General features: G+C 72.7%; 11 protein-coding genes. 3 read left to right on the forward strand and 8 right to left on the reverse strand.

Annotation, left to right across the window (positions count from 1 at the left end):
* Nucleotides 1–327: 327 nt before the first annotated feature.
* Nucleotides 328–753: an STAS domain-containing protein gene (locus ACZ5DS_RS20475; protein ID WP_468240437.1), complete on the forward strand. Its 426-nt coding sequence runs from the start codon at nucleotides 328–330 to the stop codon at nucleotides 751–753.
* Between the two features lie 76 nt (nucleotides 754–829).
* Here ACZ5DS_RS20475 and ACZ5DS_RS20480 read toward each other — a convergent pair whose 3' ends face one another.
* Nucleotides 830–3,211 carry a phosphoketolase family protein gene (locus tag ACZ5DS_RS20480; RefSeq protein WP_468240440.1) on the reverse strand — a complete coding sequence of 794 codons (2,382 nt, stop codon included), beginning with the start codon at nucleotides 3,209–3,211 and terminating at the stop codon, nucleotides 830–832.
* A gap of 45 nt (nucleotides 3,212–3,256) precedes the next feature.
* The gene (locus ACZ5DS_RS20485; protein WP_468240442.1) at nucleotides 3,257–4,111 is read right to left on the reverse strand and encodes a universal stress protein; all 855 of its coding nucleotides are present in this window, start codon (nucleotides 4,109–4,111) and stop codon (nucleotides 3,257–3,259) included.
* Nucleotides 4,112–4,397: 286 nt separating this feature from the next.
* Between ACZ5DS_RS20485 and ACZ5DS_RS20490 the strand changes: the two genes are divergently transcribed.
* Nucleotides 4,398–5,111, forward strand: coding sequence for a response regulator (locus ACZ5DS_RS20490; RefSeq protein ID WP_468240445.1), 714 nt, complete (start codon nucleotides 4,398–4,400; stop codon nucleotides 5,109–5,111).
* Between the two features lie 7 nt (nucleotides 5,112–5,118).
* On the opposite strand, the gene ACZ5DS_RS20495 is transcribed toward ACZ5DS_RS20490, so the two are convergent.
* The 3 genes from ACZ5DS_RS20495 to ACZ5DS_RS20505 form a co-directional block, all read right to left on the reverse strand.
* Entirely contained in the window at nucleotides 5,119–5,562 is a 444-nt protein-coding gene (locus ACZ5DS_RS20495; protein ID WP_468240447.1) for a universal stress protein, read from the reverse strand.
* A gap of 118 nt (nucleotides 5,563–5,680) precedes the next feature.
* Complete coding sequence (locus ACZ5DS_RS20500) at nucleotides 5,681–6,334, reverse strand: response regulator (protein ID WP_468240449.1); 654 nt, start codon at nucleotides 6,332–6,334, stop codon at nucleotides 5,681–5,683.
* Complete coding sequence (locus tag ACZ5DS_RS20505; RefSeq protein WP_468241257.1) at nucleotides 6,331–7,458, reverse strand: sensor histidine kinase; 1,128 nt, start codon at nucleotides 7,456–7,458, stop codon at nucleotides 6,331–6,333. Before ACZ5DS_RS20505 ends, ACZ5DS_RS20500 begins: the two co-directional genes overlap by 4 nt.
* Before the next feature lie 236 nt (nucleotides 7,459–7,694).
* Here ACZ5DS_RS20505 and ACZ5DS_RS20510 point away from each other — a divergent pair, with 236 nt between their 5' ends.
* Nucleotides 7,695–8,276: a GlcG/HbpS family heme-binding protein gene (locus ACZ5DS_RS20510; protein ID WP_468240452.1), complete on the forward strand. Its 582-nt coding sequence runs from the start codon at nucleotides 7,695–7,697 to the stop codon at nucleotides 8,274–8,276.
* A 70-nt stretch (nucleotides 8,277–8,346) separates the two neighbouring features.
* Here ACZ5DS_RS20510 and katG read toward each other — a convergent pair whose 3' ends face one another.
* The 3 genes from katG to ACZ5DS_RS20525 form a co-directional block, all read right to left on the reverse strand.
* Nucleotides 8,347–10,536, reverse strand: coding sequence for a catalase/peroxidase HPI (gene katG / locus ACZ5DS_RS20515; RefSeq protein ID WP_468240454.1), 2,190 nt, complete (start codon nucleotides 10,534–10,536; stop codon nucleotides 8,347–8,349).
* 26 nt (nucleotides 10,537–10,562) lie between these two features.
* A complete protein-coding gene (locus tag ACZ5DS_RS20520; protein WP_468240457.1) occupies nucleotides 10,563–11,006 on the reverse strand; it encodes a Fur family transcriptional regulator in 444 nt (147 codons plus the stop codon).
* A 212-nt stretch (nucleotides 11,007–11,218) separates the two neighbouring features.
* Entirely contained in the window at nucleotides 11,219–12,397 is a 1,179-nt protein-coding gene (locus tag ACZ5DS_RS20525) for an abortive phage infection protein (protein ID WP_468240460.1), read from the reverse strand.
* Between the last annotated feature and the right edge of the window lie 435 nt (nucleotides 12,398–12,832).

Consider the following 12,832-nt stretch of genomic DNA (forward strand, 5'->3'; position numbering starts at 1 on the left):
GCACTGGAGCGGGGATCCGTGTCCGGGCGAGAGTGAATGCCGGAGCGGCACCGACTGGACGGCGGCGACATCGTCATCCGTACCCGCGAGAGCTCGGCCCTGACCTCGCGGGTCCAGCGGGCCGGCGGCGGTGTCGTCGTCGCCTACGAGGCCGACGCCATCGACCCGGTGGTACGCGTCCCGATCTGGTCACCGGGGTCCTCCCCACGGATTCGGGCGGCACAGCGGGGATTCCCGGCTGACGGCGTCCGACGGACGGTCCGGAGAGTCCCGGATGGGGGCCGATCGGCCCTTCCGTACTTCTCACGAGATCGGTTGGCTGTGGACATGTCCGAGAACCAGACGGGAGCGGTGCCGTTCCCCGCGGACGACCTGCCCGACGAGGCGGCTGTCGTACGGCCCTATGGCGAAGCGACGGTCGTACCGCTGCACGGCGCGACGACCGTCGTGCCGCTGCACGGCGAGATCGACCTGCTGGCCGTGCCCGTGCTGTCGCGCCGGCTCGACGCGCTGACCGAGCACCCGCGCCCCGACCTGGTGCTCGACCTGCGGCCGGTCGTGTTCATCGACTGCGCCGGGCTCGGGATCCTGTGCCGGACCCGGAACCGGGCGCTGGCCCGGCGGGGCCGGCTGCGGCTGGTCGCCGACAGCCCGGTCTTCCTGCGGCTGCTGCGGGCCACCGGCCTGGGGGGCGTCTTCGAAGTGCTGCCGCGGCTCCCGCGGACCCCGTTGCCGGGGCTGCACGGCTCCTGAGCCGAGGGGTGCGTGACGGAGAAGTCCGCTGCGGGGGCGCGGGGCGCGAGGAGGTCGTCGAGGACCCGGTGCGCGGTCAGCTGTGCCAGCTCCAGTTCGCGACCTCCGGCAGGTCGGTGCCGTGCTCGCGGATCCAGGCGTGGTGGCGGGTGCGGGCATCGGCCATCGTCTGGCGTACGGAGGCGGCGCGCACCGCGAGGCCGGGCACGCGGTCGATGACGTCCATCACGAGCCGGTAGCGGTCCAGGTCGTTGCGCACGACCATGTCGAAGGGGGTGGTCGTGGTGCCGGACTCCTTGTAGCCGCGCACGTGCAGGTGCCTGTGTCCGGTGCGGCGGTAGGCGAGGCGGTGGATCAGCCACGGGTAGCCGTGGTAGGCGAAGATCACCGGCTTGTCGGTGGTGAACAGGCCGTCGTACTCGTGGTCGGTCATCCCGTGCGGATGGTGCTCGTGCGGCATCAGCCGGGTCATGTCGACCACGTTGACCACCCGCACCGCCAGTTCGGGCAGGTGCCGGCGCAGCAACTGGGCGGCGGCCAGCACCTCCTGGGTGGGCACGTCACCCGCGCAGGCCAGGACGACGTCGGGTTCGCCGCCGTTCTCGGTGCCGGCCCAGTCCCAGATGCCGGCGCCGCGGGCACAGTGGACACGGGCCTGGTCCATGGAGAGCCAGTCGAAGCAGGGCTGTTTTCCGGCCACGATGACGTTGACGTAGTCCCGGCTGCGCAGGGCGTGATCGGTCACGGAGAGCAGGGTGTTGGCGTCCGGCGGGAGGTAGACGCGGACCACCTCGGGGCTCTTGTTGAGGACGTGGTCGACGAAGCCGGGGTCCTGGTGCGAGAAGCCGTTGTGGTCCTGGCGCCACACGTGCGAGGTCAGCAGGTAGTTGAGGGAGGCGACGGGTGCGCGCCAGGGCAGTTGCCTCGATGTCTTCAGCCACTTGATGTGCTGGTTGACCATGGAGTCGACGATGTGCACGAAGGCCTCGTAGCAGGAGAACAGTCCGTGCCGGCCGGTGAGCAGATAGCCCTCGAGCCAGCCCTGGCAGAGGTGTTCGGAGAGGATCTCCATCACGCGGCCGTGCCGGTCCAGGTGTTCGTCGACCGGGAGTGTCCTGGCCTGCCAGGCCTTTCCGCTGGCCGCGAAGACGGCGTCGAGCCGGTTGGAGGCGGTCTCGTCGGGTCCGACGAGGCGGAAGTCCCGGCGCGTGCCGGTGTCCCGCACGATCTGTTCGAGCAGGGCGCCCAGCACCCGCGTGGGTTCGTGCAGGGTGGTGCCGGGTTTGTCGACGGGTACGGCGTGGGCGTCGAGGTCCGGCAGAGGCAGGTCGCGGACGAGGAGGCCGCCGTTGGCGTGCGGCGTCGCGCCGAGCCGCTTCGGGCCGTCGGGGATGCAGGCGAGGACGTCCGGGAGGGGCCGTCCGTCGGAGCCGAACAGTTCCTCGGGCCGGTACGAGCGCAGCCACTGCTCCAACTGCCGTAGATGCGCGGGGTTTTCCCGGACGGCCGGCAGCGGGACCTGGTGGGAGCGCCAGGTGCCCTCGACGGGTTCGCCGTCCACTTCGGCGGGTCCGGTCCAGCCCTTGGGCGTGCGCAGCACGATCATCGGCCAGGCGGCCCGTTCGGTGCCGTCCTCCTGGCGGGCGGCGCGCTGGATGCGGGCGATGCGGTCCAGTGCCTGGTCGAGGGCAGCGGCCAGGGCGCGGTGGACCGCGGCCGGGTCGTCGCCGGTGACGTGGAGGGGTTCGTGTCCGTAGCCGCGCAGCAGCGCGTCGAGTTCGGGCTCGGGGAGCCGGGACAGCACGGTCGGGTTGGCGATCTTGTAGCCGTTGAGGTGCAGGATCGGCAGCACGGCACCGTCGTGGACCGGGTCGAGGAACTTGTTGGAGTGCCAGGAGGCGGCCAGCGGTCCGGTCTCCGCCTCGCCGTCGCCGATCACGCAGGCCACGAGCAGGTCCGGGTTGTCGAAGGCGGCGCCGTAGGCGTGGGCGAGCGAGTAGCCGAGTTCGCCGCCCTCGTGGATGGAGCCCGGGGTCTCGGGGGCCACGTGGCTGGGCACCCCGCCGGGGAAGGAGAACTGCCGGAACAGCCGCTCCATGCCGGGCGCGTCCCGGGACACGTCCGGGTAGGTCTCGCTGTAGCTGCCCTCCAGCCAGGAGTTGGCGAGGATGGACGGTCCCCCGTGCCCGGGTCCCCACACGCACAGCGCGTCGAGTCCGCGTGTCCTGATCACCCGGTTGAGGTGGGTGTGGACGAGGTTCAGGCCGGGCGAGGTGCCCCAGTGGCCCAGCAGGCGCGGCTTGATGTGCTCGGGCTTCAGGGGCTCGGTGAGCAGCGGGTTGGCCATGAGGTAGATCTGGCCGGCGGCGAGGTAGTTGGCGGCGCGCCAGTGCGCGTCCAGGGTGCGCAGTTCCTCGTCGGTGAGTGCGGTGGCGTCCGGGTGGGTGGCCTGGGACATGAGGACTCCGAGGTGTCGTCGGGTGTCGGCAGGGTGCGGTCGCTGTCAGGAGGGTTCCGGTGTCACGGCCACCGGGCATGCCGCGTGATGCAGCACCCCGTGGGCGATGCGGCCGAGGTGGGGTCCGAGGCGGCCCGGGCGGCGCCGGGTCCCGACGACCAGCAGGTCGGCCTCGCGGGACGCGGCCAGCAGGGCGTCACGGGGCCGGCCTTCGACGGAGCGCCGGTGGACCTCCAGTCCGGCGGGGACGTCCCGCAAGGCCTCCGCCAGCACCCGCACGGCGTCCTCCTCCGGCCCGCCCCGCTCGCCGCTCCCCAGCAGGTGGCCGACGGTCCGGTGGTGCCAGGCGCGTACGGCTTCCAGGGGCACCCCGCGCAGGCCGGCCTCTTCGGCCGCGAAGCGCAGGGCCGCCGAGCCCGCCGGATCGGCGGTGACGCCCACGACGACCCGGCCGCGTGCCCCGGAGCGTGCCTGGTTGTCGTGGCAGCCGCGCAGCACGATCACCGGGCAGTGCGCCAGCCCGGCCACCGTCACGCCGACGGAGCCGAGGAGCGCCTCGCTCAGACCGCTGCGGCCGCGGCAGCCCAGGACCACCGCAAGGGCGGACCGGCTCTCCCGTACCAGCGCGTCCTTGGGTTCCTCGGGCAGCACCTCGGTGGTGACGCGCAGTCCCGGTTGCCGGGTGCGGGCTCGCCGCTCGGCGGTCGCAACGATGTCCTCGGCCATCACCTGCTCGGGCGGCCTGTCGGGCCCGACGCCGAGCGAGGCGCTCTCGTAGCGCTCCCACAAGGACGCGTACACCAGCCGCAGCGACTCCTCACGGCGGGCTGCCGTGTCGGCCGCCCAGTCCACAGCCCTCAGGCTGGATGCGGAGCCGTCGACACCGACGACGAGGGGCATGGCCTCCACCTCCAGGGGTGCGGACCGGGATGAGGACTGCGCCTCCAGCCTGCTGGTGCCGCGGCAGCGGATGCAGGGGCCACCCGGCCCCGGCCGGGGCCGGGTGGCCCTCGCGGGCGGAGCGAGCGGCTCGCCGAAGCGTCCGGGCGGAATCCGGCGCGCATCCGGCACGCACGGGAAGCGGCGCAAGGGGGCCGATCGGCCCTGGCGCCGGGCGGGCCGGGGGACGATGATCGGTTTGGTGGACAGCTCGCAGTCTGCCGCCATCGGGGAACGAGAGGTCGTCATGACCGACACACGCACATTCACGGAGCAGGACCCGATCCGCGTGTTCCTGCTCGACGACCACGAGGTCGTGCGCCGCGGCCTGGCCGATCTGCTCGACGCCGAGCCGGACATCAGGGTGGTCGGCGACGCGGACACCGCCGAACACGCCCTCGCCCGCGGACCGGCCCTGCGCCCGCACGTCGCCGTGCTCGACGTGCGTCTCCCGGACGGCGACGGCATCTCGGTCTGCCGGGAACTGCGCGACCGGATGCCGGAGTTGGCGTGTCTGATGCTGACCTCGTTCGACGACGAGGACGCCCTGCTGGACGCGATCATGGCCGGCGCCTCCGGCTATGTACTGAAGCAGATCAAGGGCTCGGACCTGGTGTCCGCGATCCGCACGGTCGCCTCGGGGCAGTCGATGCTGGACCCGGCGACCACGGCCCGCCTCATGCGCTCCCTGCGGGGCGAGCCCGCCGCGGCGCCGTCGCTGCCGCCGGAGCTGGCGGGCCTGTCCGCGCGCGAACGGGACATCCTGGCCCTGATCGGCGACGGCCTGACCAACCGCGAGATCGGCCGGAAGCTGTACCTGTCGGAGAAGACCGTCAAGAACCACATCTCCCGGCTGCTGGCCAAGCTGGGCGTGCAGCGCCGCGTCCAGGCGGCGGTCCTCGCCTCCCACCTGGACCATCGCGACTCCGGGGAACACCAGGGCCGACCGGTCGGCTCGTGACCCCGGCTCAGGCCGCCCCGGGACGCACGACCACCACCGGGCAGGTGGCGTGCTGCGTCACGTGCTGGCTGACGGAGCCGAGCAGGGCGCGGGCGAATCCACCGCGCCCGCGGCTGCCGACGACCAGGATCTCGGCGCCCTCCGCGGCCCTGAGCAGGACGTCGGCGGGGTTGCCCTCCACGACCAGCGGCCGTACCGAGGCGGACGTCTCCGCACCGAGCACCTCGGACAACTCCCGCGCCATCCGCTCCCGGGCGGCCTCCTCGTCGACGTCCATGTCGACCGGGGGCCCGGACCAGCCGTACAGGCCCGGCAGCTCCCATGCGGACACCGCGTCCACGGTGCCGCCGAGCAGCGCGGCGTAGCGCACGGCCCAGCGCAGGGCCGCATACGAGGACTGTGACCCGTCGACACCCACCACGACCCGGGGCCGGGAAACCTCCGTCTCCATGCGTGCCACCTCTCTCGTCTCGCGGCCGGGGCACCGGCCTCGTCGTTCGGTCCCCCTTGCCACGCTGCGGGAGGCGGCGCCGTACCGCCACAGCAGAGCATCCGGCGGCATGACCGTCTCAGGGCAGCAGCCGCTGCTCCTTCGCCACGGCCACGGCACCCGCCCGCGTGTCCACGCCCAGTTTGTCGTAGATCCGACGGAGATGGGTCTTGACCGTGGCCTCGCTGATGTACAGGGCGCGGGCGATGGCGTGGTTGGGCAGGCCCCGGGCGAGGTGGGCGAGGATCTCGCGTTCGCGCGGGGTGAGGGCCGGGCGGGGGTTGCGCAGGCGGGACATGACGCGGTCGGCGACCGGCGGGGAGAGGGCGGGGCGGCCCTGGGCGGAGGCGTGGATCGCGGTGAAGAGGTCCTCGGCGCGCTCCGCCTTGAGCAGGTAGCCGGTGGCTCCGGCCTCGATGGCGCGGGTGACGTCGGCGTCCGTGTCGTACGTCGTCAGGACAAGGACGTGCGGCGCGGGCGTGAGGGCGCGCAGCCGGCGGGTGGCCTCAACGCCGTCCAGGCCCTCGCCCAGTTGCAGGTCCATCAGGACGACGTCCGGCGCCGTCTTGCGGGCGAGTGCCAGCGCCTCCTCGCCGCTGCCGGCCTCGCCGACGACGTCGATGTCCGGGGCGCTGTGCAGGAGCGCCAGCAGGCCGGCGCGTACGACGGCGTGGTCGTCGCAGACGAGGATGCGGACGGGGGCCCGGTGGGGCGTCTCGGGTGTGCCGGTCATCGGGGCTCCAGCGGGATCGCGGCCGACAGGGCCGTGCCCTTGCCCGGGGTCGATTCGACGGTCAGGGTGCCGCCCAGCTGGCGCAGGCGGGCGTGGATGGCGGCAAGGCCGTGGCCGCGTCCCTCGGTGGCGGGGGCCCGAGTGGTGTCGAAGCCGCGGCCGTCGTCCGTCACGTCCAGGACGATCTGGTCGTCCAGGCAGGTCAGGGTGAGGGTGGCGGTGGTGGCGGCCGCGTGTTCGCGGACGTTGGCGAGCGCGCCCTGGGCGATGCGCAGGAGGGCGGACTCCACGGGGGCGGGCAGCGCGGCGGGCGGGGTGCCCTCGGTGTGGACGCGCACGGTGAGCGCGGGGGTCGTCTCGCGCTCGGCGACCGCGCGCAGGGCCTGGAGCAGGCCGCCGCCCTCGGCCAGGTCGGCCGGGGTCAGGTCGTGGACGAAGCGGCGGGCCTCGGTGAGGCTGCGCTCGGCGATCGACGCGGCCGTACGGACGTGGTCGCGGGCGGTGTCCGGGGCGGTGTCCCAGAGCCGGTCGGCGGCCTGCAGGAGCATCCGCTGGCTGGACAGGCCCTGGGCGAGGGTGTCGTGGATCTCCCGGGCCAGCCGCTCGCGTTCGGCGAGGGTGCCCTCGCGGCGTTCGGTGGCGGCCAGTTCGCGGCGGGTGCGGACGAGGTCGGCGATGAGGGCGTCCCGGCGGGCGGACTGGCGCTGCATGACGACGTAGACGGTGGTGGCCACGGCGGCCACGGCCGGGGGTGCGACCAGCACATTGGGGTCGGGCCAGCCGGCGAGGCTCAGCTGGGCCGCGACGGCCAGCGCCGTCAGCAGTGCCACCAGCGGGATCGCGGTGCGCGCCGGGAGGGTGCTCAGGCCGGTGTAGAACAGGGGGACCGCGCACCAGGCGTAGCTCGGGGCGAGGACCACGAGGAGCGCCCAGGCTCCCACCACCAGGCCCAGCCAGGCCAGGCGGCGCGGGGTGGGGCGGGTGCCGAGGGCGGGGCCGAGCACGTAGAGCGCCGCCAGCAGGACGGTGAGGGCGATGATCCAGGGGGTGCGCGGGCCGTCGGCGTGCCGGGCCAGGTAGCGGGCGAGGGATGCGGCCAGCAGCACGAAGAACGCCGTGTGCATGACGACGGTGAGGGCGCGGGTGTCGTCGCGTTCGGGCACCTGTGACTACTCCCTCATCATCGCTCTGAACTGGGCAAACACCCTTCATTGTCCCCTGACCCGGCGCCCTGGGGGTCATCCGATCGGATGACCCCCGTGACCACCGGTCCGTCGACGGGAAGGCGCCGGTTCCGGGCCGAGGATCGGTACGGGAGCGATTCCGCCCCCGTGTTCCCGCAGCAGAGAGGCCCCTGGTCATGCCCAGCCGCAAGAAGCCGTCCAGCCGTGTCCGCGTCCTCGTCGGCGGCGCGGTCCTCGCCGTCGCCGTTGCCGGTGCCGTCGGTACGGTCGCCGCCAGCGCCGCCGACTCCACGAGCGCCGCGCCCGCCGCCGTGGCCGCCCGGAACGGCAACCTCACCGAGAGCACCCACCTCACCCTCGACGCGGCCACGAAGGCGGCGCAGGCTGCGGTGGACGCGGCCGAGAAGGACGGCCGGCAGGTGTCGGTGGCGGTCGTCGACCGCAACGGCAACACCCTGGTCACCCTGCGCGGCGACGGCGCGGGCCCGCAGTCGTACGAGTCCGCCCAGCGCAAGGCGTTCACCGCGGTGTCCTGGAACGCGCCCACGTCCGAGCTGGCCAAGCGTCTGGAGCAGGCGCCGAACCTGAAGGACATCCCGGGCACCCTGTTCCTCGCGGGCGGCGCCCCCGTCACCGCCAAGGGCGCCCCCGTCACCGCCAAGGGCGCCCCCGTCGCGGGCATCGGCGTCGCGGGCGCCCCGTCGGGCGACCTGGACGAGCGGTACGCGCAGGCCGGCGCGGCGACGCTGGGCCGCTGAGGCCGGTACAACGGCGAAGGCGCCCGGACCGGCCCGCATGGGGTCGGCCCGGGCGCCCTCGGCGCGTTGATCAGACCAGGTCGAACCGGTCCAGGTTCGACACCTTGACCCATGCCGCGACGAAGTCGTTCACGAACTTCTCCTTCGCGTCGTCGGAGGCGTAGACCTCGGCGAGAGCGCGCAGCTCGGAGTTGGAGCCGAAGACGAGGTCGGCACGGGTGCCGGTCCACTTCAGCTCGCCCGTCGCGGCGTCACGGCCCTCGAAGGTGTGCTGGTCCTCGGAGGTGGACTTCCAGGTCGTGCCCAGGTCGAGCAGGTTGACGAAGAAGTCGTTGGTCAGCGTGCCCGGGGTGTCGGTGAAGACGCCGTGCGCGGACCCGGCGGTGTTGGCGCCCAGGACGCGCAGGCCGCCGACGAGGACCGTCGTCTCGGGGGCGCTCAGGGTGAGCAGGTTCGCCTTGTCGAGCAGCAGGTACTCGGCCGGGAGGCGGGTGCCCTTGCCGACGTAGTTGCGGAAGCCGTCCCAGGCCGGCTCCAGCGCGGCGAAGGACTCGGCGTCCGTGTGCTCCTCGGTCGCGTCCACGCGGCCCGGCGTGAAGGGAACCTCCACGTCGACGCCGGCGTCCGCCGCCGCCTTCTCGATCGCGGCGGCACCGCCGAGGACGATCAGGTCGGCCAGGGAGACCTTCTTGGCGCCGGAGTTGAACTCCTGCTGGATGCCCTCGAGGACGCTCAGGACGTGCCGCAGCTGGTCGGGGTCGTTGGCCTCCCAGCTGCGCTGCGGCTCCAGGCGGATACGGGCGCCGTTGGCGCCGCCGCGCTTGTCGCTGCCGCGGAAGGTGGAGGCGGACGCCCACGCGGTGGACACCAGCTGCGAGACGGTCAGGCCCGAGTCGAGGAGCTTGGCCTTGAGGGACGCGATGTCCGCGCCGTCGATCAGCTCGCCCTCGCGCGCCGGCAGCGGGTCCTGCCACAGCAGGGTCTCCTCCGGGACCTCCGGGCCGAGGTACAGCGACTTCGGGCCCATGTCACGGTGGGTCAGCTTGAACCAGGCGCGGGCGAAGGCGTCCGCGAACTGGTCCGGGTTCTCGTAGAAGCGGCGGGAGATCTGCTCGTAGATCGGGTCGAAGCGCAGCGACAGGTCGGTGGTGAGCATCCGCGGGCGGTGCTTCTTCTCCGGGTCGAAAGCGTCCGGGACGTTCTCCGGGGCGTCCTTCGCCACCCACTGGTGGGCGCCGGCCGGGCTCTGGGTGAGCTCGTACTCGTACTCGAAGAGGTTCTTGAAGAACCCGTTGCTCCACTGGGTCGGGGTCGAGGTCCAGATGACCTCGAGGCCACTGGTGATGGCGTCCTTGCCCACGCCCGTGCCGTAGGTGCTCTTCCAGCCCAGGCCCTGCTCCTCGATCGAGGCGGCCTCGGGCTCGGCGCCGACATGGTCCGCCGGGCCCGCGCCGTGGGTCTTGCCGAAGGTGTGGCCACCGGCGATGAGGGCGACGGTCTCCTCGTCGTTCATCGCCATGCGGCGGAACGTCTCACGGATGTCGCGGGCCGCGGCGATCGGGTCCGGGTTGCCGTTGGGGCCCTCGGGGTTGACGTAGATGAGGCCCATCTGGACGGCGCCGAGCGGGTTCTCCAGCTCGCGGTCGCCGGTGTAGCGCTTGTCGTCGAGCCAGATGCTCTCGGGACCCCAGTAGACGTCCTCCTCGGCCTCCCAGACGTCGGCGCGGCCGCCGCCGAAGCCGAAGGTCTCGAAGCCCATCTGCTCCAGCGCCACGTTGCCGGTGAGGATCATGAGGTCGGCCCAGGAGATGCTCTGGCCGTACTTCTTCTTCACGGGCCACAGCAGACGGCGGGCCTTGTCCAGGTTGCCGTTGTCCGGCCAGCTGTTCAGCGGGGCGAAGCGCTGCTGGCCGGCGCCGGCGCCGCCGCGGCCGTCGCTGATGCGGTAGGTGCCGGCGCTGTGCCAGGCCATGCGGATCATCAGCGGGCCGTAGTTGCCGAAGTCGGCCGGCCACCAGTCCTGCGAGGTGGTGAGCACCTCGGCGATGTCCCGTTTCACGGCGGCGAGGTCGAGGGCCTGGAACGCCTCGGCATAGTCGAAGTCCTCACCGAGCGGGTTGGCCACGGCGGGGTTCTTCGCAAGGATCTTCAGGTTGAGCCGGTCCGGCCACCACTGGCGGTTCCCGCCGCCCTGGGTCGGGTGCGCGGCACGGTCGTGCGCGACCGGGCACTTCGCCTCGGCAGGGGTGTTCTCGGACATGGGGGAATCCTTCCGAACTGAGGGGTTCACGGTGCTGCGGTAGCGGCGCTGGAACAGTCGGGGCACAGGCCCCAGTAGATGACCTCGGCCTCGTCGATCGAAAAGCCGCGGTCGTCGGCCGCGGTCAGACAGGGGGCGTGGCCGACCGCGCAGTCGACGTCGGCGACGACGCCGCACGAGCGGCACACGAGGTGGTGGTGGTTGTCCCCGACGCGTCCCTCGAACCGGGCCGGGCTGCCGGGCGGTTCGATACGACGCACGAGTCCGGCCGCGGTGAGGGCGTGGAGCGCCTCGTACACGGCCTGGACGGAGATGTGGCCCACGCGATCGCGTACGCCGGACGTGATGGCCTCGACATCGAGGTGATCGCCGTGGCGGACGGTTTCGAGCAGCGCGACACGGGCGGCCGTCACCCGCAGGCCGACACCGCGCAGCTCTTCGGCGGTGGTCGGAGTCTGGGATGCGGTCATGACCCCGAACCTACCCCGATAAACACGACTGATTCAAGAAAACGAACGATGCAATTCTGGCTTCGTGTCGTAGGCAGGTGTTCGCCTGCGCGTGGTGTTGCTCCGCACAGCCGGTGGCGCGACCGGCACGCGCAGGCACGGAGGCATCATGTGGCGGTACGTCCCACCCGGCGGCGCGCCGAGCCGAGCGGTCCTCCGAACGGGTGAGCGCGTCAGCCGCCGCACGCGTCCCTCGCGTACCGGCGGGCCAGGGCGTGGAAGGCCTCCTTCGGCTCCCAGTGCCGGCGGGAGGCCGGGTCGAACGGGCGGTCCTCGAGGGCCTTGGTGATGGCGTAGCCGGCGAGGTCGAGGTCGTGACGGGGGTCACAGGGCCGGTGCGGAGCGTCGAGGGTCACGAACTCGAAGGCCATCGCCGCGTACAGGTTCATCGAGGCGAAGACGTCGAGGAGCTCCATGAGGTAGTCGGCCTGGATGCGTTCGCTGCGGATCAGATCGCCCTTGATCTCCTCGGGGTCCTTGTCGTGGTCGACGACGTTCCAGCCCATGCCCGCGGTCTCGGGTGCGCCGACGTAGGCGCAGGTGCCGAACTCGGTGATCGCCAGAGGTTTGCCCCACCGCAGGTGGCGCCGCAGCTCCCGTACGTAGTCGGCGCGGCGCGGGAAGTACGAGTAGTAGTCGATCCCGACGATGTCGAACAGGCTCCAGTCGACCCGGTCGTCCTGGGCCGCCGCGTAGCTCAGCCGTCCACTGAAGACAGACCGGCCGACCGCCGCCGCCCTGGCAGTGAAGCGGTCCAGGCGGCGCTGCATCCTGACCGGGTCGACCTTGCCGTCCAGCAGGTTCCGGATGCGTTCGAGGACGGTGTCGCCCGGGACGATGCCGGGCACGAAGAGCCAGAACTCGCAGCCCACGCTGAAGTCGACGCTCGCGCCCTGCCGACGCAGCCGCTCGGCGAACCGGCCGGTCTCGGCGAGGTGCTCCAGGATGTCCCGTTCGGCGACGTCCCCGAGGGTCGGCTGCAGCCAGACGTGCAGGCCCCGCTCCGCGGCCTCCGCGGCGGTGGCCGTGAGCCGCTCCACGCCGTCGCCGGTGACGTCCACGGTGTCGGCGTGCAGGTCGTCGCGGATCGCACGCATGTCCTTGCGCATCCGGGCCATGGTGAACCCCGTGGCCGGCGTCTCGCCCTCGCCGACCGTGTACACGACACCCCGATGGCGCAGCCCGCGCCGCCGCTCCGTCGCCGCCCGAGCCGTGCCCGCGGGCAGCAGCGCGGCGGCGAGGCCGGCGGAGGCCGTGCCCGCGAGGAACTGTGCGCGGTTGATTCCGCGTCCGCCGGCACTCTTGGCGCGCTCGATGTTCTCGGTCTTCTCGGTCTGCTCGGTCTTCTGCATACGGTCACCCTGGCGGGAGCAGGCCCGCCTGCGCCGTCCCCCGATGGTCTACGGCAGGGGGCCGAAGGGTGAGGATCAGGCGGCGAAAGTCGCGGCGGGCCGGGTCTGTCCGCCTGGGCCGGCAATCTCCTCGTCCGCAGGCTGCCCTAGGAAGCCCCCCTCGCTGCTGGGGCTCGGTGCAGAGTTGCGCCGCTCGCCCGCCAGCAGACCGAGGTGATCGGTGCCTTGGGGAGGCAGGCGCGGCGGCCGGATGCCAAGGCGGGTCATCCGGTCGGCGAGGGCGTCCAGCGCGAGGTCGAGGAGACCCTGCCCGGGCGCGCCCCCGGGAGGAGGAGGCGTCTCCCGCCGCAGGGGAGGCGGAGGAGGCGGCTCGGCGGTCGGCCGGGGCGGAGGGGCGGCTGCGAGAGCTGCGAGAGCTGCGGGACGGACGCGGCG

The sequence above is a fragment of the Streptomyces sp. NPDC031100 genome, assembly GCF_055570785.1.

Coding starts and splice junctions, on each gene's coding strand:
- ACZ5DS_RS20475 (WP_468240437.1), top strand. CDS start 328: ATGTCCGAGAACCAGACGGGAGCGGTGCCGTTCCCCGCGGACGACCTG.
- ACZ5DS_RS20480 (WP_468240440.1), bottom strand. CDS start 3,211: ATGTCCCAGGCCACCCACCCGGACGCCACCGCACTCACCGACGAGGAA.
- ACZ5DS_RS20485 (WP_468240442.1), bottom strand. CDS start 4,111: ATGCCCCTCGTCGTCGGTGTCGACGGCTCCGCATCCAGCCTGAGGGCT.
- ACZ5DS_RS20490 (WP_468240445.1), top strand. CDS start 4,398: ATGACCGACACACGCACATTCACGGAGCAGGACCCGATCCGCGTGTTC.
- ACZ5DS_RS20495 (WP_468240447.1), bottom strand. CDS start 5,562: ATGGAGACGGAGGTTTCCCGGCCCCGGGTCGTGGTGGGTGTCGACGGG.
- ACZ5DS_RS20500 (WP_468240449.1), bottom strand. CDS start 6,334: ATGACCGGCACACCCGAGACGCCCCACCGGGCCCCCGTCCGCATCCTC.
- ACZ5DS_RS20505 (WP_468241257.1), bottom strand. CDS start 7,458: ATGCACACGGCGTTCTTCGTGCTGCTGGCCGCATCCCTCGCCCGCTAC.
- ACZ5DS_RS20510 (WP_468240452.1), top strand. CDS start 7,695: ATGCCCAGCCGCAAGAAGCCGTCCAGCCGTGTCCGCGTCCTCGTCGGC.
- katG (WP_468240454.1), bottom strand. CDS start 10,536: ATGTCCGAGAACACCCCTGCCGAGGCGAAGTGCCCGGTCGCGCACGAC.
- ACZ5DS_RS20520 (WP_468240457.1), bottom strand. CDS start 11,006: ATGACCGCATCCCAGACTCCGACCACCGCCGAAGAGCTGCGCGGTGTC.
- ACZ5DS_RS20525 (WP_468240460.1), bottom strand. CDS start 12,397: ATGCAGAAGACCGAGCAGACCGAGAAGACCGAGAACATCGAGCGCGCC.